This is a genomic window from Streptococcus mitis (genome assembly GCF_905187535.1).
Classification (GTDB): domain Bacteria; phylum Bacillota; class Bacilli; order Lactobacillales; family Streptococcaceae; genus Streptococcus; species Streptococcus mitis_BS.
In genome coordinates, this window is the sequence record NZ_CAJJIE010000033.1 from 80,679 (window position 1) to 100,800 (window position 20,122).

19 protein-coding genes and 2 pseudogenes are annotated in these 20,122 nt (G+C 34.6%); 19 read left to right on the forward strand and 2 right to left on the reverse strand.

Annotated features, from left to right (window positions below):
* The first annotated feature begins 22 nt into the window (after positions 1-22).
* The 9 genes and pseudogenes from JQ841_RS04805 to JQ841_RS04845 all read left to right on the forward strand — a co-directional run bounded on the left by JQ841_RS04805 (position 23) and on the right by JQ841_RS04845 (position 11,639).
* The gene (locus tag JQ841_RS04805; RefSeq protein WP_203180278.1) at positions 23-892 is read left to right on the forward strand and encodes a LysR family transcriptional regulator; all 870 of its coding nucleotides are present in this window, start codon (positions 23-25) and stop codon (positions 890-892) included.
* Positions 893-1,857: 965 nt separating this feature from the next.
* Positions 1,858-2,368, forward strand: a pseudogene (locus JQ841_RS04810) (group II intron maturase-specific domain-containing protein); the annotation flags it as partial.
* A gap of 354 nt (positions 2,369-2,722) precedes the next feature.
* Positions 2,723-2,902: pseudogene (locus tag JQ841_RS04815) on the forward strand (hypothetical protein); the annotation flags it as partial.
* Between the two features lie 272 nt (positions 2,903-3,174).
* Positions 3,175-3,738, forward strand: coding sequence for a DUF3990 domain-containing protein (locus JQ841_RS04820; protein WP_203180279.1), 564 nt, complete (start codon positions 3,175-3,177; stop codon positions 3,736-3,738).
* Positions 3,735-3,947 (forward strand): hypothetical protein, encoded by a 213-nt coding sequence (locus JQ841_RS04825; protein WP_033680325.1) that lies wholly within the window; start codon positions 3,735-3,737, stop codon positions 3,945-3,947. Before JQ841_RS04820 ends, JQ841_RS04825 begins: the two co-directional genes overlap by 4 nt.
* Positions 3,948-4,296: 349 nt before the next feature.
* The gene (locus tag JQ841_RS04830; protein ID WP_203180280.1) at positions 4,297-4,707 is read left to right on the forward strand and encodes a thrombospondin type 3 repeat-containing protein; all 411 of its coding nucleotides are present in this window, start codon (positions 4,297-4,299) and stop codon (positions 4,705-4,707) included.
* Between the two features lie 47 nt (positions 4,708-4,754).
* Entirely contained in the window at positions 4,755-10,967 is a 6,213-nt protein-coding gene (locus JQ841_RS04835) for a DEAD/DEAH box helicase family protein (RefSeq protein ID WP_203180281.1), read from the forward strand.
* Positions 10,968-11,041: 74 nt separating this feature from the next.
* Positions 11,042-11,326: a DUF5962 family protein gene (locus tag JQ841_RS04840; protein WP_203180282.1), complete on the forward strand. Its 285-nt coding sequence runs from the start codon at positions 11,042-11,044 to the stop codon at positions 11,324-11,326.
* A gap of 13 nt (positions 11,327-11,339) precedes the next feature.
* The gene (locus JQ841_RS04845) at positions 11,340-11,639 is read left to right on the forward strand and encodes a DUF5966 family protein (protein WP_203180283.1); all 300 of its coding nucleotides are present in this window, start codon (positions 11,340-11,342) and stop codon (positions 11,637-11,639) included.
* A 16-nt stretch (positions 11,640-11,655) separates the two neighbouring features.
* On the opposite strand, the gene JQ841_RS04850 is transcribed toward JQ841_RS04845, so the two are convergent.
* Complete coding sequence (locus JQ841_RS04850) at positions 11,656-12,519, reverse strand: helix-turn-helix domain-containing protein (RefSeq protein WP_203180284.1); 864 nt, start codon at positions 12,517-12,519, stop codon at positions 11,656-11,658.
* A gap of 351 nt (positions 12,520-12,870) precedes the next feature.
* On the opposite strand from JQ841_RS04850, the gene JQ841_RS04855 reads away from it, so the two are divergent.
* Together JQ841_RS04855 and JQ841_RS04860 are read left to right on the forward strand one after the other, a co-directional pair.
* Complete coding sequence (locus JQ841_RS04855; protein WP_203180285.1) at positions 12,871-14,166, forward strand: radical SAM/SPASM domain-containing protein; 1,296 nt, start codon at positions 12,871-12,873, stop codon at positions 14,164-14,166.
* Position 14,167: 1 nt separating this feature from the next.
* Positions 14,168-15,739, forward strand: a complete 1,572-nt coding sequence (locus JQ841_RS04860) for an ATP-binding cassette domain-containing protein (protein ID WP_203180286.1) — start codon at positions 14,168-14,170, stop codon at positions 15,737-15,739.
* 66 nt (positions 15,740-15,805) lie between these two features.
* On the opposite strand, the gene JQ841_RS04865 is transcribed toward JQ841_RS04860, so the two are convergent.
* Entirely contained in the window at positions 15,806-16,003 is a 198-nt protein-coding gene (locus tag JQ841_RS04865; protein ID WP_094753939.1) for a hypothetical protein, read from the reverse strand.
* A 159-nt stretch (positions 16,004-16,162) separates the two neighbouring features.
* Between JQ841_RS04865 and JQ841_RS04870 the strand changes: the two genes are divergently transcribed.
* The 8 genes from JQ841_RS04870 to JQ841_RS04905 all read left to right on the forward strand — a co-directional run.
* The gene (locus JQ841_RS04870) at positions 16,163-16,804 is read left to right on the forward strand and encodes a hypothetical protein (RefSeq protein WP_000933082.1); all 642 of its coding nucleotides are present in this window, start codon (positions 16,163-16,165) and stop codon (positions 16,802-16,804) included.
* 9 nt (positions 16,805-16,813) lie between these two features.
* Positions 16,814-17,899, forward strand: a complete 1,086-nt coding sequence (locus tag JQ841_RS04875) for a toprim domain-containing protein (protein WP_203180287.1) — start codon at positions 16,814-16,816, stop codon at positions 17,897-17,899.
* Between the two features lie 50 nt (positions 17,900-17,949).
* A complete protein-coding gene (locus JQ841_RS04880; protein WP_203180288.1) occupies positions 17,950-18,183 on the forward strand; it encodes a DUF5965 family protein in 234 nt (77 codons plus the stop codon).
* A complete protein-coding gene (locus tag JQ841_RS04885; protein WP_002933294.1) occupies positions 18,180-18,563 on the forward strand; it encodes a DUF5945 family protein in 384 nt (127 codons plus the stop codon). Before JQ841_RS04880 ends, JQ841_RS04885 begins: the two co-directional genes overlap by 4 nt.
* 37 nt (positions 18,564-18,600) lie before the next feature.
* The gene (locus JQ841_RS04890; protein ID WP_203180289.1) at positions 18,601-18,876 is read left to right on the forward strand and encodes a hypothetical protein; all 276 of its coding nucleotides are present in this window, start codon (positions 18,601-18,603) and stop codon (positions 18,874-18,876) included.
* A 125-nt stretch (positions 18,877-19,001) separates the two neighbouring features.
* The gene (locus tag JQ841_RS04895; protein ID WP_238395597.1) at positions 19,002-19,589 is read left to right on the forward strand and encodes a DUF3990 domain-containing protein; all 588 of its coding nucleotides are present in this window, start codon (positions 19,002-19,004) and stop codon (positions 19,587-19,589) included.
* Positions 19,580-19,804: a hypothetical protein gene (locus tag JQ841_RS04900; protein WP_203180290.1), complete on the forward strand. Its 225-nt coding sequence runs from the start codon at positions 19,580-19,582 to the stop codon at positions 19,802-19,804. The genes JQ841_RS04895 and JQ841_RS04900 overlap by 10 nt, the downstream gene beginning before the upstream one ends.
* Positions 19,805-19,955: 151 nt before the next feature.
* A partial coding sequence (locus JQ841_RS04905) for a helix-turn-helix domain-containing protein (RefSeq protein WP_203180291.1) occupies positions 19,956-20,122 on the forward strand: 167 nt, incomplete at its 3' end.

Sequence of the window (20,122 nt, forward strand, 5' to 3'; positions counted from 1 at the left end):
AAATTTATAAATAGGAGTCACTATGAACTTAGATTGGTATTACACTTTTTTGGTATTATCAAAACATCTCAATTATCGTAAAGCCAGCGAAGAGCTATTTCTTACCGAACCAACGCTACATCAACAAATTAAGAAATTAGAAAAGCACCTTCAAGTTCAACTTTTCGAAACAGTGGGAAGAAACTTGACACTAACTGCTGTTGGAAGAGAATTTATAGAGATTGCTGAAAATCTTATACAAACCTATGAGCAAAGTATTCAAAAGATTAGGCTACAAAATAAAAAACAACAATTTCATATAGAAATAGCCGTATCTCTTTACATTGCCACATACCTTTTACCACAATTTTTACAGGAATTCTTTCAGCGCTATCCAGATATTGATATCTCTGTATCCGTACTAAATAGCCATATTGAACAAGCTATTGAAACGAATACATTCGATATTGGTATTGATAGAGAAGTTCCATATAGTAAAAAAATCATATCCGAACAAATTTGTGAAGGAAAGATTGCCCTCTTTTATCCCAAAACAACAGTCAAATGCGACGAATTACAATTATTTAAAAACTATAAAATATTATCCGATAACCACCCCGTCTATTGGGAAAATCTAAAAAAAGAAATCATTGAGCTAGTCCCAGAAGCCGATTTCACTACTATCAATGATATTACAGTAACTGCCAAACTAATAGAAATGAATCAAGGCATTTCCTTTCTGCCCCTTTACTTAAAAAAGACTTTTACAGATAAGATTGCTCATCTTGAAACCACTACAGTAACAACCCCCGTTTCTTTTACTTACTTAATGAGCAGAAAAGCTTCTAAAGCTATCACTATTTTCAATAATGCGTTTAAAGACTTTATTTTAAAGGAGCAAAATTCAATTTAAGAATCAAAGGTCACTGATACTATTAGTGATTTTTGATTTACATCTTAATCAATGGATTAATGAATGAAATGGAAAATAGTTAATGAGAATAGTTTCTTAAAAGAATTTAGATTGATCCTTATTTTTATGCGTTTACTTTATACCTGTGATATGATTTTAATCTCTACATTTTTTAGGGAATGCTAATAAAACCTGCTATAATAATGTTGAAGTGCAGTAGTTAATTTTTACTGAACTAAATTATTCCCCTATTTAAAAAATATTGATTCATATTTTTAGAAATTAATAAGTAGATTTAGTTCTGAAAAACCTTGATATTACGCTGTTTTTATTCCAACTGAAACCCATACTTTCCAAATCAGGTCTTAAGAAAGTTCGTAAGGCATCACAATTCTCAAAACGTTAATAAATACGATTATATCAACGTTTCAAAGCACTTAAAAGTTTACCTTATGGGTGCTTTTTTCGGTACTACGGGCATGTCGTACATCTGAGGTGTAAGTCCTCCGTGGGCACCCGCTACCGGTGAACTCAATAGCGATTCCCAAGCCTGACTAACGTGAGGTAGCGGGGAGAGGAAGGGATAGTGAAATCGTGGCTCTACGAACAGGAACGTGATAGTAAGGCGTATATAGCGGATAAGGGGGCCTGAAACTCTAAAGTCCAAAAAGCTAGTCGTAACCTATATGCGTAAATCACGAGAGTAATTGAATTCGGACTAAGATTTATCTTTTTCACTGTAACCTTTTAACGTCCTCATATCTTGTATAAACGAGGAAAGATGTACGACTTATCCCGTGAGGTCTCATGAGTGCTGAAAGCGTAGTAACAACGAATCATGAGAAGTCAGCCGAGCCCATAGTAGTGAGGAAACTTCTGTAATGGAAGTGGAGCGAAGAGGGAATACTCAAACAGTCTGGGGAGAGACAGTTTGAGGTCTGTCGCTAGAAAGAGAAAACGACAGATTGAAAGACAATATGACTAAAACCAAGATTGTGAGATCAAGTAAACTGAAGTATCTAGGTTTTGGGTTCTGGAAATCATCAGATGGTTGGAAAAGTCGCCCCCATCAAGATAGTATTCTTCAATATTAAGCTTAAATTGAAGAGACTAACACAGAGGAAATGGAGTATAGACTTAACAAGACGTATTGAGCAACTGAATTTGTCAATTCGAGGATGGATAAACTATTTCTCATTGGGAAATATGAAAAGTATAGTCACCAGCATAGATGATCGTCTACGAGTGATTGTCTGGAAGCAATGGAAGAAAAAATCTAGACGATTATGGGGATTGCTTAAGTTAGGAGTTCCTAAATGGATAGTAGATAAGGTATCTGGCTGGGGAGAACATTATCAATTAGTAGCTCAGAAGTCAGTTCTCAAACGAGCTATATCAAAACAAATCCTCATCAAACGAGGACTGGTTTCATGCTTGGATTACTACTTAGAACGAAATGATTTAAAAGTTAGTTGAACCGCCGTATGCCGAACGGCACGTACGGTGGTGTGAGAGGGGCTAGAGATTATCCCCTACTCTATCTATTCTTGAAAGAAGTGGAAAGAATTCATGTGATGATAATATGTCAGTCTATACTTGAAATAATGTAATCGTTAAAAAGTGTTAAGACGTTAAATAGTATAATTAGATTTCCGAATACACATCACGTGGAGTGTGTTGCTCTGCTCGTAAAAGCCTAGAAACCTTGGAACGAAAGGTGTTAAGAAAAGCTTTTTAGGTAAGGCTTTTTCTTATGTGCTGATGAAGTATCAGAGTGAGAATACAAGTTGAGTATCTTGATGTGATAGCCTGATAGGATGTCAATCTATTGTAAGGCAAGCAGATAGGGATTTGTATGATATCACTTTGTGCTTGCTTGCTAAAGAGTTTGATGAGAGTATTGAAGATATGTTTGCGAGGATTGGGATTAAACGTTCTACAGGTTTCTATCGCTTGCCAAAAGCTCGTAATCTGGTGGCAGCACTACTGAGAGAAATTAATCTGAAATAGTGTTTTTACTTGACACCAGTATCGTTTCTAGTCTAATTTAATTAGAAGTAGTCGGAGAGTAATACCGACTCTAAAAAGAAAATACTCATCAGGAGATTCCGTGCCTTACTGGAAGTTTTAAAGGGTTGTCTGCAGGCAATCCTATTTTTTAGTGATAATAACAACTATGTATGAAATTTTATCAAATTGCTACTAATTATTTGAATATGCTCTGTGATGAAATTTATAAAATAGTACGTGCATAAATTATAGTAAAATGATATAATTAATTTATGGGAGAGTTAAGCTTTAGTAATCAATTTAGCAACACAGCCGTTTGGTATCACGGAACGACATCTACTCAGGTTACATCTTTAAAAGATGGAATAGATGTTTATCATAGTAAACGAAACTGTGATTTTGGTATAGGATTTTATGTGACATCTAAATTTGATCAGGCTGTTAAATGGGCTCAGCGAAAAACAAAAGATGAACTTCCTTTTAATCCAAACGTAAAGCCTGTCGTTTTAAGTTATCAGTTTCAAGATTCTAATGATGTTGAAACGAAGATTTTTGAAATTGATAAAGAATACTTTCAGTTTGTTTATAAAAATAGATTGAAGTTAGACGCTAAGGCTGGAATTAATTTTCATAATTTTTCAGCAGTATTTGGCCCAGTTCTTGATGGTCAAGTTACTCGTTTGAAAGTCACTTTAGATGACTATTTCAAGGGAGTAAATTCCTTAGAAAAAACCGCTGATATTCTTTTGGGAAAATATCAGGGTGATACACAACTTTGTATATGTGATCAAAAAATTGCAAATAAACTAATCTTAGTTAAGGAGGACACGATATGATTTTGACAAATGAAAAACAAGCTCTTAGAGTTGAGGTAGAACAGTTTTTACGGAAGAATTATCGCATTACTCCTGATACTGTTTCTTCTGTCACAAATGTTGTATTGAAGAATTGGTTTGAAGAGTTGGATAATGGAGGCTCTCATTTGACTTCAGATCTTATCGCTGATAATATCGCGGATATTGCAAAACGTTACTCAGTACATTAATAAGTAATTTGAGTTAGGTTTATCAAATCCAAATCTTTCTTTATATTCTCCAAAACGGTTCATTACCATATTAGGTAATGAACCGTTTTTTGTGTACGATGGGCATGTCGTGCATCTGAGGTGTAAGTCCTCCGTGGGCACCCGCGAAAAACGTGGACTGGTTTCGTGTTTGGATTATTACCTTGAACGACATGCGTTAAAAGTTAGTTGAACCGCCGTATGCCGAACGGCACGTACGGTGGTGTGAGAGGGGCTGGAGATTATCCTCTACTCGATTTGTGATACTTCTTTCAAGGAATATTTGGTAGGATTGGAGTGAAAAAAGATTAACTAGGAAAGAAGGAAGTATATGGAAGCCATTTATCAACGTGATTCGGATCAAGATGGACTAACTGATGCTCAAGAATTGGCGCTAGGAACCAATCCTCTTAGCGCAGATTCTGATGGTGATGGTCGTTCAGATTTAGTGGAAGTAGAAGAAGGAACCAATCCCTTAGAAAAGGATTTACAAGACATAGACCAAACAAGTATAACTGAACCGTCCTCAGTATTTATGGAAATGAAACAAAAGATTTCAGATATGGTGGAGAGTCACTACAAGGAATTTATACAGGCTCTGATTAGTATTGAAACAGGGATTGAAAACCAACAAGACCTAGAAGACTTATATACTTACTACATGAGAACAGATTCTGTTTCTCTTTTGTCTAGTGATTTAGAAACCAATCCTCAAGAGGTTGAAATGGAGATAGAGTTGTAGGGGAATCATGTGATTCTCCTATTTTCGTATAGATGAAAGGAGCGAGTATGGAAGTAATACAATTATTGGCTATGTTTCGTGGAACAATTCCAAAAGATAGGGAGAAAATGGACCTATTTCTTCGCTATCAGGCGCAACATTTTGATGAGAAATGGCAGGATTTGGTAGAGAGTTTTTTGGCTGAAGAGGGCAAGATAGAAGAGATACCTCATGTCTATTCTTTTCATCAAGATATTGTTTCTTTCCTAGAGGCCAGTTCTGAAAATAATGACCAAGATTTAGAAAGTTACACAAGAAGTTTTGGACAAGCGGGTCTAGGTAAATTATCTCAATTAAGTAATTTTGAGAAAAACTTGGTGCTAGAAGTCGCAACCTATAATCTTTCTACTCGATTTTACATCGAATCTGAAAAAGAGAAGTTAGAACCATTAAGTGAGCTTGTATGTCATCAGAATCAGGATGTCAATTTAGTCAATGTCTATCGGGTTGCGAATAATCTATCTGACCGCATTAGTAGAGATATAGAGGAGTTTCTTCTAATGGTTGATTCCAAAGAACTAAATAAAGAGGTTCTTGAGATTCATTTTGAAGAAAAAGAAGGAGATGTTCTAGCCTATTTGGGTTCAGAATTGATGGCTACTTTAGATACTGTTACGGATCTTGTCCATCATGAAGAAAACTACCAACAACTTCCACTGACACAAAAGCTGAAGATTATTACTCATTTTGATGATGTAAAAGCTAGAAGCGAAAAGTCTAATCAAGTAGAGGAAGTTTTATCTCCTTCAAGTGATATTGAACAGGAAACTGAAGAAACGAACTCTTTTTCTAATGTCGATAAAATTGTAGAAGAAGCTTTGAGGGAATATCCAATTGGTTCACAAGTAAGTTATAAAGGACAAGTATTTCAGTTGGTTTTGATTGAAAATGCACAGTTAAATGACTTGGTTCGCCTAGAGCTATTCAATGATTCCAACCAGTTATTTGAAGAGAATCCTATCTTATACTTGAACAGTTTGGAAGAGATTGAACAAGTATTGTCTCATGTAGAACTTGAAAAAGAAGATTCAGATATTGAGATGGATTCACCAAGTGAAAGCCAGGAAATAGATCTGTTTTCCTATCTGGAAGAGGATAATGAAAAGGATAAGGAAACAGAAACGCTTATTTCAGATATAGAAGAGACGGATGTCCCCGTTCAAGATTTTGTTTTTCCAGATGATTTAGAGGACTTTTATCCTAAGACAAATCGAGAAAAAATTGAAACGAATATCGCCGCAATTGAACTTGTTAAAAGATTAGAAAAAAAGGGACGACAAGCGAATCCAGAAGAACAAGAGCTACTAGCCAAGTATGTCGGCTGGGGTGGTCTGGCCAATGAATTTTTCGATGAACTCAATCCAAAGTATGAAACAGAACGTTTAACTCTTAAGAGTTTAGTAAGTAAATTAGAATACTCCACTATGAAACAAAGTTCTCTCACAGCCTATTATACAGACCCAATGATTATTCGCCAGATTTGGCAAAAGTTACTGGATGATGGTTTTGAAGGAGGAAGGATATTAGATCCTTCTATGGGGACTGGGAACTTCTTTGCGGCTATGCCTAGAAGTATACGAGAGAGATCAGAACTCTATGGAGTTGAATTAGACAGTGTGACAGGCGCAATCGCAAAACAACTACACCCCAATACCCATATTGAAGTGCGAGGATTTGAAGAAGTTCCCTATCAAAATAATAGTTTTGATTTAGTCTTAACGAATGTTCCGTTTGGAAATTTTCGCATTGCCGATAAAAACTATGATAAACCTTATATGATTCATGATTACTTTGTCAAACACTCACTTGATTTAGTAAGAGACGGAGGACAAGTGTCGATTATCTCATCTATTGGGACAATGGATAAACGGACAGATAATGTCTTACAAGAGATTAAATCCAACACTCATTTTTTAGGGGGAGTTCGTTTGCCGGATACGGCTTTTAAAAAGATTGCAGGTACCCGAGTGACTACAGATCTCCTCTTCTTTCAAAAGGATCAAGCAAAGAATCTTAATGAGGAGGAACTTGTTTTTAGTGGTTCTATTCCCTTTGAGGAAGATAAGCGTGTCTGGATCAATCCTTATTTTGATGGGAAATACAACACAAAAGTTTTGGGGGAATATGAGGTACGTAATTTTAATGGAGGAACTCTCAATGTTAAGGGGGTATCAGAAACATTAGCTACTGACATTATGGAAGCATTAGAGAATGTGGAAGTACCTAAACCAATTGACAATTCTTTGAAAGCACCTGTTTTTATCCAAGAAGAAGTGGATAATTCTATTCCAAGTCGTATACGTGAGGACTTAGCGCTCTATTCTTTTGGATATGAGGGAAATCAAATTTATTACCGAGATACGCATGGTATTCGGAACAGTTCAAAAGTAGACGAAATTAGTTATTATGTAGATGAGAAGGGAGATTTTAAAGCTTGGGACAGTTCTTTGTCTGAACATAAAATAGATCGGTTCGTGCAACTTCATTTGACAGATGAGGAAGCACTAGATGTTTACAAGTCAGAAGAAGCGAGTAAAAGAGGGAAATATAAGGGCTTGTTCAAAAAAACTGTCTTTTATGAAAGTCCCTTATCGGATAAGGATATTAGTCGCATTAAGGGCATGGTTGATTTGAGAGAGACCTATCAATCCTTAATTGAAATTCAACGTCATTCAGATTATAGTCGAACAGATTTTCAGGCATTGCTTGGCAAATTGAATCGTGACTATGACCGCTTTGTAAGTCAATTTGGATATTTGAATGCCTCAGTCAATCGGAACTTATTTGATAGTGACGACAAGTATTCCCTACTAGCAAGTTTAGAAGATGAATACATCGATTCTAAAGACCAGAAAGTGAAATATAAAAAATCTTTAGCTTTTGAGAAAGCATTGGTTAGGCCGGAGAGGGTGATTACAAGAGTTTCAACAGCTCTAGATGCCTTAAACTCCAGTTTATCGGATGGTAGAGGGGTTGATTTAGACTATATGGTATCCATTTATCCAGAACATAGCCAAGCTGCTATTTTAGATGAGTTAGGTGACCAGATTTTAATGGATCCAGAAAGCTATTTAAGGGGGGGAAGAAAATATCTTTCTAAGAACCAGTTTTTGTCAGGAGATATTCTCAACAAGATAGAAGTAGTTCAACTGTTAGTAGAGGAAAACAACCAAGAATATGATTGGAACCATGCTTTAGATTTGTTAGAATCTGTTCGTCCTCCACGGATTCATCTGGCAGATATTGAGTTTAAAATAGGGTCACGTTGGATTCCTCAATCCGTTTATGGTAAATTTGCCTTTGAATGTTTTACTAATCGTGAATTTGAATTGTCTTCGCCAGATGTTGAACAAGTCATTGAAGTGAATCCTGTCGATGGGCAGGTTCATTTAAGGACATCATTTGCTTATCGCTATCCAAGTGCCAAAGATAGTAGTCTTGGAGTTAGTGGATCCCGTTATGATACAGGAAGAAAGATTTTTGAGAATTTACTTAATTCGAACCAACCGACGATTACTATGACTGTTACGGAAGGAGAAAAGAAAAAGACAATCACAGATTTGGAAAAAACCTCTGTTCTAAGAGCGAAAGAGCAGCATTTACAAGAGCTCTTTCAAGAATTTGTCTCACAGTATCCAGAAGTCCAACAAGTCATTGAAGAAAGTTACAATCGTCTTTATAATCGGACGGTTAGTCGAGAGTATGATGGTAGCCATCTAGTCATTGATGGCTTGGCACAAAACATCAGTCTTCGTCCTCACCAAGAGAATGCCATTCAAAGAATTATAGAAGAAAAAAGAGCCTTATTAGCTCATGAGGTAGGTTCAGGAAAGACCTTGACCATGCTTGGTGCTGGGTTTAAATTAAAGGAGTTGGGGATGGTTCATAAGCCCTTGTATGTAGTACCTTCTAGTTTGTCTGCTCAATTTGGCCAAGAAATCATGAAATTTTTCCCTACTAAAAAGGTCTTTGTGACCACTAAGAAAGATTTTGTGAAGGCTAGAAGAAAACAATTTGTGTCACGTATTATTACAGGAGATTACGATGCCATTGTCATTGGGGATTCTCAATTTGAAAAAATACCTGTCAGTAAAGAAAGACAGATGAATTATATCGAGGATAAACTCAATGAACTACGAGAGATTAAAACACATTCTGAAAATAAGTATACTGTCAAAGAAGCAGAACAATCAATAAGTGGTCTAGAGAAACAATTGGAAGAACTCCAACGCTTTAATCGTGATAGTTTTATTGATTTTGAGAACTTAGGAATTGATTTTCTCTTTGTGGATGAAGCACATCACTTTAAAAATATTCGTCCAATTACTGGACTTGGGAATGTAGCAGGTATTACCAATACAACTTCTAAGAAGAATGTGGATATGGAAATGAAGGTGCGACAGATTCAGGAAGAACATGATTTTAAAAACATTGTCTTTGCGACAGGAACACCTGTTTCAAATTCTATTAGTGAGTTATATACTATGATGAACTATATTCAACCAGATATCTTAAAACGCTATCAAGTTGATTATTTTGACTCTTGGGTAGGTGCTTTTGGAGAAATTCAAAACTCTATGGAATTAGCTCCTACAGGGGATAAGTACCAACCTAAGAAACGATTTAAAAAGTTTGTCAATCTACCTGAGTTGATGAAAATCTATAAAGAAACAGCCGACATTCAAACACAAGATATGTTGGATTTACCTGTTCCAGAAGCTCATATTATCCCTATTGAGAGTGAGTTAACTGAAAACCAGAAACTCTATTTAGAAGAATTGGTTATGAGGTCAGATATGGTCAAATGTGGAACAGTTGATCCGAGCCAGGATAACATGTTAAAGATAACAGGTGAGGCACGAAAACTAGCAATTGATATGCGTTTATTGGACTCTAGCTATAGTCTAGCAGACAATCATAAACTGCTTCAGGTAGTGGATAATGTTGAGAGAATTTATCGTGAGGGAATGGAAAATAAGGCTACTCAGATGATTTTTTCAGATATTGGCACCCCTAAGAAAAAGGATAATGGCTTTGATGTCTATTCTGAAATTAAGGCTTTATTAGTTGATAGAGGAATCCCTAGTAAAGAAATTGCCTTTGTACATGATGCCAATAGTGATGAAAAGAAGAATAGTTTGTCTCGAAAGGTTAATGCAGGAGAAGTGCGGATTCTCCTTGCATCAACTGAAAAAGGAGGAACAGGTTTAAATGTTCAGAGCAAGATGAAAGCAGTTCATCACCTGGATGTTCCGTGGAGACCAAGTGACATCCAGCAACGCAATGGACGGATTATCCGACAGGGAAATGAAAACAAGGAAGTAGATATTTACCACTATATTACCAAAGGTTCGTTTGATAATTATCTATGGGCAACTCAGGAGAACAAACTCCGCTATATTAAGCAGATTATGACTTCTAAGGATCCGATTCGTGCTGCAGAAGACATTGATGAACAGACTATGACAGCTTCTGATTTTAAGGCACTGGCAACTGGTAATCCTTATCTCAAATATAAGATGGAATTAGAGAATGATCTAACCCTATTAGAAAATCAAAGACGCGCCTTTCAACGCAGCAAGGATCACTATCGTCATACAATCTCTTACTGTGAAGAAAATATACCTATTCTTGAGAAACGATTAAGCAAGTATGAAGGCGACATTCAACAGTCTGAAATGTCGAAAGACCAGGCATTTTCTATGACAGTAGGTAAGCAAGCTTTTGATCAACGAGCTGAAGCAGGGGAATCCCTACACCGTCTTATCCGTCATAATCAATTTGACAGCAAAGAATTCCGAACCCTAGCAAGCTATCGAGGATTTGACATTAAAATGCTTAGTCTTCCAACAAATCAACCTCTTCCTGAAACCTTCTCTGTTAAGATTGTAGGAGAAAATCAGTATTCTGTCAGTTTAGATTTGTATTCTCCTTTGGGGACAATTCAAAGGCTTCAGCATACGATTGATCATATTAAAGATGACCAAGTGAAAACTCAGAACTTATTGGATGACTTAAAGGATAAATGGACTACTGCCAAGGTAGAAATTGAGAAAAATTTTCCAAAGGAAGAGGACTATCAAACAAAAAAGGCCGAATACGATGTACTCGCACCATTGATTGAAACAGAAACGGATTTAGATATTATTGATCAAGCCTTAAGACAATTCCACGAAAAAGGAAAAGAAAAGCAAGAACAACTTTCTTTTGAATTAGATTAAAAAAAATATATAAATAGCGGACAAGAAAAGAAAAACGCGGTAGAATAAAGATAGAAAGAAACGAGGTAACGATTATGATGGAAGATACCTATTATCAATTAGAAGAGGCCTTTGTACAGGGATTTCAAACGCCTGAAGAATACCAAGCCTACAAGGAACTAAAGGAACATTATGAGGAAGTGACGGGGGACTACAGCTTTTCTAAACGAGAACTCACTAGTCAATTGGAAATCTCTCTTCAGAATCATCGAGGTGTGGACTTTGAAGAACATGAAAAAGAGGAGTATTTGGACTTAGTTCAAAAATTAGAAGAGTTTGATTCCTCTCTTGCTATCCATTATCGTCAACTGATTGACTAGAAAGGAGAAAGTCATGAAAGATTTACTCCTTATCCCAGTAATTTTTTTAGCAGTAGGAGGAATTCTCGTACTTTTATGGAGAATCTTCCTGATTGCCAGTGGACTTTTCCTGATTGGTTTTGTCAGTTTTCTTATTTTCGTAGAGGGCTATGGAATTTATTTGTTCTTTACTGAATCCAACCTTTATGTAGAGGATTTAGCCCAGAATGGTCTGATAAGCTTTACAGGATTTTATGTGGTTTTTAATCTATTCTTGCTTATTTTTGTTTTTTTGAAAATCATCAGTTGGAAAAGAAGATTAAAAAGTAGCTGAGCAAGAGATTGTTCAGCTACTTTTTAATATCTGCAGATGAAATTTTTTCTTTAAAGTAATCATCCCACTTATTGGCTTCATCTTTTGTAAAGAGAAGAGAAACAGTTTTAAGTATTGTTTGATGAATGTTATCGGCTTCTTCTTTGTCACACCAAATATACATATAGATTGCTTTGAATTCAGATATACATAATTTCTCATAAGTAAAATATGTAGGAAACTGTTTACGAGATAATAATTGGAGCAGTGCTTTGCTGGCATTTTTTTCACGCCTTGCTAAAAGAACAGACAGACAATTAATGACAGTATCTATTTTTATGCGATCTAGATTGTTTCGCAGTTGATTGGGAGTGTTTTTTAAAATACTATCTGTAAATAGGACTAGAGCTTCTGTCGTAAAGTGATGAACAATATTTCCTAGCAAGCCAACATCTAAATTGGTCCAATAATCTAAGGAGAAAAAATAATCTGTCAATTCAGAAATGATTTCAGGTGTGGGTTCTTTTTCTTGAAGTTTAGAAATTATAACATCAAGAACTAAAGAGATAATATGGTAGATGTAGTGTTTTTTAGCGACAAAAAACTCTTGAAATATTTCACGCTTTTGTATGAGAACTGCAATATCTTGAGTTTGTAGAGCGTTCTCCACTTGGGTCATCAATTCTAGAAACTCTGCATCTTGAAAAGCACTCCATTCAAATACTTCGTTGATTTCAACAACCATAAAACCAAGTAATTGTAATAACACATCATTAGATAGATTTGTTTTCCCTTTTTCAAAATCAGAAATGCTACTTGCGCTACCTGCGACATTGGCCAGATCTCGTAGTGATAGCTTGCGTTGTTTTCGAATGGCTTTAAATTTTTCTTGAATATTCATGTACGGATTTCCGAATTTCTTCTTTACACTTTTTTTAATATTATATAATAAGAGCATCAAAATTGAAAGGAGTTTTATTATGGTTATCCAAGAAATTGTCGAACACGACATGGAACAAGACTATGGAATTGAATTTAATAATTTAGTCTGTGGTGCTGGTTGCTAGTAATTTTATTAGCTAAGTTGTTATTTAATTGAACAGTAAAATTCCTACATATTTTTGAGATACACTGTTTAATTAGAGTGTTAAAAGGTAATAAAAATATGCTTTTATTATCTAAGTGTATTGTAGCGTGCAGAGTACGATTTTGAGATTAACTCTGCACGCTGTTTCTTGATGGAGAAGATGAGATGAAGTATTCAAATTATGTAATAGAATTGAAAAAAGAAAATCATACCTTCTTATTTAATACCAAGAACAATATTTCTTTGAAAATTGAAAATAAACTTTTGGATAAGATTGAGAAGGATAATCATATCAAAAGCGAGTTTGAATCTTTTTTAAAATCTCAAGATTTTGATGAAAAAGAAAATGAGTTAAACAAAATGATTGAGTTATTTAGGAAAAGGGATGAAACAACTTTGAGAATTATTATTTTAGCTCATGGTGATTGTAATTTTAGATGCAAATATTGTTATGAAAAATTTTCAAATTGTACTATTACATCTCAAAAAACTGGAATAATAGATTTTGTAAATCAAAAATTATCTGAGAAAAATTTTGAAGACTTACATGTATCTTGGTTTGGAGGAGAACCATTACTAGGATATCGAGATATTTTAGATATTTCAAAAGAATTGATTTCAATTTCTCAAAAGTTAGGGATTCGCTATCACTCTGATATGACAACGAACGGATATTTGTTAAATCGTACAGTATTAGAGCGATTAGTGACAGAATGTTACGTGAAAACATACCAAGTTACAGTAGATGGTTCTCGTGAAGGGCATGACAATCAGCGTATTTTGAAAAATGGTCATGGTTCCTATGATCGCATTATGAAAAACTTAAAAAATGCAATAAATTTAGAATCTCAATTCCACATTATGATTCGCTTGAATGTTTCTCAGGAAAATTATAAGAATATTGAAAAATTTTTATTAGAAGATGCACAGGTTTTTAAAAATGATAAGCGATTTCATCTGCTATTTCGAAATGTAGGAGATTGGGGATGCGGTGATAGAAAAGAGGGATACGAGGTAAAACGATTTGAGTCAGATGTTTCTTTTGAATTATCAAAAAGTGCAATTAAATTAGGATACAGATTATTTGATGATTTTGTATTCAGAAGTAATTATTCATCATGTTATGCTCAAAAGCCAAACTCTTATACGATTGACACAAAAGGGAATCTATTAAAATGTACTGTTAGTCTCTATGACGAAGAAAATAAAATAGGTGAACTAGGAAATAGTGTCATTAACGAGAACAATCAAAAAAGATGGGTACATTCTTATCAATTTGACTCTAAATGTCAAAAATGTCAATTGTTGCTAGTTTGTAAGGGCGGAGCTTGCCCTAAGAGAGATATTTTCAATGAGACTAGTTTTGAGGAAAAATGCTTCAAAATGAGAAGAAATATTATGAACAATTTTGAATTATCAATTTGTTCCAATAATATAAATTATGAATTGAAAGCTGACTAAGATGAAAACAATCGTTAAAATCATTTCAAAATGGAAACTACTTTGTTTCGTTATCTTTGCTTTACTGTACTCTTGTCAGGGATTGTTGATATCACTGATTATCCAAATGGCCGGCTCTGTGGATATTGAGAATAGAGGGATGATTGTAATCTTTGGATTGTTGAGTCTTACTTTCTTTATCTTTATTTATAGTTGCATGTACCTAAATAACGTCCTTCTACATTCCATCATAAAAGATATTAATTTATTTATTTCTAAGAAAGCCTTGAGTTTATTTGCTGAAAAAAGATTGGAGTATTCATCATCTGAATTTAATTCTTTTTTAACCCAAGATATTCCAATGTTTTGGAAGGAATATTTATCTCCACTTTTTTTATATCCTATATTTGGCACCTCTATCCTAGTGTCTGTCATGTATTTAGTATCACAGGATGTTGTGGTTGGTCTACTCTTTACCATAGGTGGCTTTCTCATGATCATTCCTCAATTTGTTTTTCATAAACTATTGAAAAGACGTGGTGAAGAACTGAGTAAAAGTAGAGAAATCAGTTTAGACAATATCACAGATTTTTCAGCAGGGATTGATACTATTGTTTCAAATAGAGTTGAGCAAGAATATTGTCAACATGTTTATGATACCATTGATCAGATGGAGTCTGGTCAATATCGTTACTATACAAGTCATAATTTGGTTATGTTTTGGACAGGTCCTTTGAAAGGACTAGGGCTAGTGGGGCCTTTTGTGATTGGAATGGTGATGATGTCTACCACCCATCTTTCCTTGACTGTTTTGATTGCCATGATGACAGCATCTATGAATCTGATTTCTCCATTGCAACAACTCTTGGAAGCAACCTCTACGCTTCAATCAGCGACAGTAGTAAAAGAAAAAGTGCTGAATATTCTTTTAAAAGAGGATATTAAACGGGAAGAGGTATCTGAAACATTCCCAACCACTCTCGGAATATCTATAAAAAATGTTAGCAAGAAATATGCAGATAAGATTATTTTTGATGACATAAGTGTAAGTATAGAAGCTGGGAATCGAGTCTTGCTTACAGGAGCCAGCGGTAGTGGCAAATCAACCTTGTTTCACATCTTGACTGGGGAAGATAGAGACTATGACGGAGAGATTTGCTTTTTAGATAGGCATGGAAAAAAGTATGCACCAAGTCATGACTTGGTATCTACCATTCATCAAAAACCTTATATTTTTAAAGGGACGCTACGGGCAAATGTATCTCTTTACCAAAATTATAACGATAATGATATCAGAAAGGTACTGCAAAGGGTTCAACTATGGGATGAACTGGGGCAAGATTTTGATTATTATCTCGATGGAAACAATCTTTCAGGTGGACAGATGATGAAAATCGAGATTGCTAGAGCGTTGTTGAGACCAAGACCAATTTTACTAGCAGATGAAATCACCGCTGCACTAGACAAACAAAATGCAGATGAAATTCATAAACTACTATTTTCTCAACCAGTTACGATTTTAGAAATTGCCCATAAGTTTCATCAAGATGAATATGAGAAAGTTTATACATTAAATAATGGTAAAGTTCTGTAAAGTAACTAAGAAGAAAATTCTAAAGAATGTAGCAAATAGGGAAAGTATGTAAACTTGTTATCCGGGTTAAAAGACTTTATCTGAATCTAAATTCGGATAAGGTTTTTTATTAGCCTTGATTCTTTCATATACTTCATAGCTAAATTGGAGTAATAATTTATGAAAATCATTATCATCACTATTATCACTTGTATTTATGGCTTGTTTATGTCGTTCAATATGAGAAAGAGCTCTTCTCAAATTTTCTTCTTTTAATTTGTTCATGTTTATATTATAAGCTGAAGACAGCTAATTTTGATATTTTTCTCTGAACTGTACGATTTTGCGCCTGAAATGTAGGAATTACCTTTCGTTGTGATGTGATAAAACTTACAAGTTCTTTTTGTTATTCTTGACCTAGTTTTTATAGAAAGAAGGTCTAAGATGTTAAATAAAGTCAAAACTAAAGCCTTAATTAGTGTTGGAGCAGTAGCCGCAACTAGCTTTATTCTCATGATGGGATATACTGCTGGTCAACATTCTACTGCTAAACAAAGTCGCAAAGAAATCGAATTGGCTGCAGCTAAACTTGTAGAGGACAAACAAGCAGAAGATAAAGCCAGCATTTTGTCATCGGATACTGTAAAAGAATTTTTGACTCAGTACTATACGAAAGAAAAGCTCGGAGAAAATAATACACGTATTCAACCTTATATGACTGAATCGGCTTATTCTCAAGAATTGTCAAGTCAAAATGATGCCATGAACCAAGTTTATAAGGACTATATTTTGGATTATCATTTTGAAAAAGCAGATATCTTTGTCAATCAGACTACGAATCAAGCCATTGCCATGGTCTCTTATAATGTAACCTATGTATCTGATTTAAAGAATGCCAACCAATCAAAGACCAATCAGACAGAAACAAGAACGGTTAAGTTGTCTTATTCGAAACTACCAGGTAAGTTATTGGTCAATCAAGTGCAGGTTTGGAAATCTGGGTTAGATGATTTAGATAAGGCCACTCCTAAAACTTTAGAAGAATCATCATCAATACCATCACTGCCAAATACTACGACAAAATGATGATATTGAATGGAAATAGAAGAATGTAAGCAAATTTCAATTCTTGATGTAGCCAATCGTTTAGGTATCTCCTTTAAACAAGTTTCGAGCAGTGTCTATGAACATCCTGAACACGATTCATTTCGAATTTTTTCAACTACCAATACTTTTAAATGGTTTTCAAGAGATATTCAAGGTGATGTCATTGATTTTGTTCGACTTGTTCAGGGAATTTCCTTTAAAGAAGCTATAGCCTTTCTTTCTGAAGAACCTTTTCAAAAAGAAGCTGTTCAAGAAAAAAGAGAGAGACCATTTTATTACCCTTTAAAGAGAGTAGAAGATTCTAACTGTAGTCTGGCCAGATATTACTTAACAGAATGTAGAGGAATCGCAGAAGAAATCGTACAAAGGATGATTCAACAAGGTTTAATGTCACAAGCCAGTTGGAAAACAAATGAAACAGTTGAACCTGTTATTGTTTTTAAAAGCTTTGATCATCGTCACAAGATGCAGGCAGCAAGCTTACAAGGTATTTATAAGAATCACTCTCTTCCTAGAGAGAGGTTAAAAACGATTCTAAAAGGAAGCCATGGACATGTTGGAATATCCTTTGACATTGGTAAACCAAATAAGCTAGTCTTTTGTGAATCGCTTATCGACTTGATGAGCTATTACGAACTGCATCAACAAAGTCTATTTGATGTTCGTTTGGTATCTATGGAGGGATTAAAAAGTTCTGTTGTCGCTTATCAAACTTTACGACTGATAGCTGAAGAAAATCAGAAGTTGGAATTTTTAGATACAGTAACACCTTCAAAGTTATTGTCTTTGATCAATGCAATTCGTGATACCACTACCTATTTTGATAATCATCCTGATTTACTGACACTTGCGGTAGATTGTGATGATGCTGGAAAAGATTTTTCTAAAAAGTTATCTCAAGCAGGATTGCCTGTTACACTGGATTTACCTAATAATGAATTTGGGAAAGAAAAAATAGACTGGAATGATGTCCTTAGAGAAAAGAAATCAGATTTTCAATTTAAGATTGAGACTGCAAAAGAGAAATTGGGGAATCAACCAGTAAGACAATCCTCTCAATGTTTAGAATTGTGATAACAAAATCAAGATATTTTAGCTAATATTAGAATGAAGGAGGATTGTATATGACCATAATCGAACGCTTAGAAGAAAAGGTCACTAGGCAAGAAAGCAAGGTAGCAAGAGAGACAGAAAAACTCGCTGCTTACAAAGAGCAACTGGAGACAGCGATGTTTTCGACGTTCAAAAGGCGTCAAAACATCAGTCACATGAGTTTTGAAGAAGCTCTTGATCATGCCTTTGGTAAAGAAAGACAATTCGATGATTCTGAATTTAGAAAGGATGAAATGAGTGAATGACAAAAGATTGGAATTTTAATCAACCATTAGAAAGTAAATCAGAAAATCAAGAAGATCCAGATAAAATTGCGGCCTTATTTGGAAATCATCAAGGAGGTAATGATGTAAATTATGAAGCAGCTTTTCAAAAGCGCAAACAAGCACCTGTGACGGAATCAAATTCTAGTTCTAAACCCAAAGTTACAGAGGTTAGAACAGGAAAAGAAACAGATATCACTACAAGTTATCAGCAACATCTTAAAAGACTGATTGCGGATAATAATAGCGATATTCAAAGTAGTCAAAAGAAAATTGAAGAGCTACATACGTTGATTGACACAAAGAATAAAGACAATAAGAAATTGCAGTCAATTTATGATGCGATTTCCGAATTACACTAAGCAGTCCTAATAGGCTGCTTTTTTTGAGAGGTTATAGATGTTTACAACATTTTTTAAGAAAAATCACGACAATGGTGATATATTTAAGAAGCTAATTCATCGACTATCTGATATGTCTGCCCAAGATCTTGAAAAAATAGACCGATTACTAGATATCATTTTCACTCCGGATCAAGAATCAGAACAACTAAAAACAGAATCAACTTATAGAGAAGAAACTTTGGACGACACATTAAAAGAAGCTAAGAATCAACTTCATAAGGAACAATTGGAGAAGAATTTAGAGAGATTTAGGAAAAATGGAAGGAAGTGAATCGTTTTATAAAATTTTCTTTTACTTGAATAAAGTCTTGTGTTATAATTTTAGTATAGACTATAGAAGGAAGCAAATATTTTGGAGTTGACTACCAAGCAGGAAAAGCAACTAGGTCAGACGCAGTGGTTTCATGCGACATTGTTACGACATTTAGAATCCTTAAAAAAAGAATCGATGTTCAATTTAATTTAGGGAGTGAGCTAGATTTTGGACCTGGTTTCTATATTACGCCTGACTTTGAACAAGCTAGAAAATTTATTAACAAGCAAGTTGAAGTATTAAATCGAAGCACATCTAATAATAATATTTTTGACTCAGAAGAAGAAGTAGGAATTATAGTAGAATTTCGTATTTCAAATTTTGTAGAAATTTTTAAGAACCCGGACTATCATTGTCACTATTTTGCAAAACATAAAAAATCAGAGTCAGATTTAGATTTTGCGGAATTTGTCGTTCAAAACCGGGAAAATCCAGATAAATTACAACACCATTTTGATTTTATCTATGGTGTTCAGACTGATGACAATCCAACCCAAGCTTTAGCTCGTTTTCGTCAGAATGAAATTACAAAAGAAGAAATGCTTGCTGAGTTTAGAAAACCCTATTCTTTTAAACAATTATCCATTCACAACCAATCTTTTTGTGATATAATGAAAATAGAGAAGATTTATCAATCAAAAACAGGAGAGGAGTTACAAAAATGGCAGTAGTATCATTTGAAAATAATATTAAACTATATAGTTCAGAATTATTTCAAGCACTATTAAAAGCCTCTAATTATAAATTGGATGAGCGTATTGCTCAGACTGTTGCAGAAGGTTATGCTCGTAATCTAGATTATTCTGATCCTGAACTGATGCATGTTGGTGTAACTTCGGTTGCTAACAATCTGCTTACAAAAATTAAACGAGAGTATTTTATATAGTATTTTGAAAAGCCACCGAAAAAGAAATTATTCTTTAAGGTGGCTTTTTTAGAAGTAAAGCTTAGGCTAGAAAAACAAGAAACAACGCACCAAAATTGGTGCATTCTGCTTTTTATGCTATAATGGAATTATAAACATAAAGGAGTTTGCCATGATTGGAAAGAACATAAAATCCTTACGTAAAACACATGACTTAACACAACACGAATTTGCACGGATTGTAGGTATTTCACGAAATAGTCTGAGTCGTTATGAAAATGGAACGAGTTCAGTCTCTACCGAATTAATAGACATCATCTGCCAGAAGTTTAATGTATC

Excerpts from the sequence above, each read along its gene's own strand:
- JQ841_RS04885 (WP_002933294.1), top strand. The coding sequence starts at position 18,180 with ATGACAAAAGATTGGAATTTTAATCAACCATTAGAAAGTAAATCAGAA.
- JQ841_RS04825 (WP_033680325.1), top strand. The coding sequence starts at position 3,735 with ATGATTTTGACAAATGAAAAACAAGCTCTTAGAGTTGAGGTAGAACAG.
- JQ841_RS04870 (WP_000933082.1), top strand. The coding sequence starts at position 16,163 with ATGTTAAATAAAGTCAAAACTAAAGCCTTAATTAGTGTTGGAGCAGTA.
- JQ841_RS04865 (WP_094753939.1), bottom strand. The coding sequence starts at position 16,003 with ATGAACAAATTAAAAGAAGAAAATTTGAGAAGAGCTCTTTCTCATATT.
- JQ841_RS04855 (WP_203180285.1), top strand. The coding sequence starts at position 12,871 with ATGAAGTATTCAAATTATGTAATAGAATTGAAAAAAGAAAATCATACC.
- JQ841_RS04890 (WP_203180289.1), top strand. The coding sequence starts at position 18,601 with ATGTTTACAACATTTTTTAAGAAAAATCACGACAATGGTGATATATTT.
- JQ841_RS04840 (WP_203180282.1), top strand. The coding sequence starts at position 11,042 with ATGATGGAAGATACCTATTATCAATTAGAAGAGGCCTTTGTACAGGGA.
- JQ841_RS04820 (WP_203180279.1), top strand. The coding sequence starts at position 3,175 with ATGGGAGAGTTAAGCTTTAGTAATCAATTTAGCAACACAGCCGTTTGG.
- JQ841_RS04850 (WP_203180284.1), bottom strand. The coding sequence starts at position 12,519 with ATGAATATTCAAGAAAAATTTAAAGCCATTCGAAAACAACGCAAGCTA.
- JQ841_RS04835 (WP_203180281.1), top strand. The coding sequence starts at position 4,755 with ATGGAAGTAATACAATTATTGGCTATGTTTCGTGGAACAATTCCAAAA.
- JQ841_RS04880 (WP_203180288.1), top strand. The coding sequence starts at position 17,950 with ATGACCATAATCGAACGCTTAGAAGAAAAGGTCACTAGGCAAGAAAGC.
- JQ841_RS04860 (WP_203180286.1), top strand. The coding sequence starts at position 14,168 with ATGAAAACAATCGTTAAAATCATTTCAAAATGGAAACTACTTTGTTTC.
- JQ841_RS04805 (WP_203180278.1), top strand. The coding sequence starts at position 23 with ATGAACTTAGATTGGTATTACACTTTTTTGGTATTATCAAAACATCTC.
- JQ841_RS04875 (WP_203180287.1), top strand. The coding sequence starts at position 16,814 with ATGGAAATAGAAGAATGTAAGCAAATTTCAATTCTTGATGTAGCCAAT.
- JQ841_RS04830 (WP_203180280.1), top strand. The coding sequence starts at position 4,297 with ATGGAAGCCATTTATCAACGTGATTCGGATCAAGATGGACTAACTGAT.
- JQ841_RS04900 (WP_203180290.1), top strand. The coding sequence starts at position 19,580 with ATGGCAGTAGTATCATTTGAAAATAATATTAAACTATATAGTTCAGAA.
- JQ841_RS04845 (WP_203180283.1), top strand. The coding sequence starts at position 11,340 with ATGAAAGATTTACTCCTTATCCCAGTAATTTTTTTAGCAGTAGGAGGA.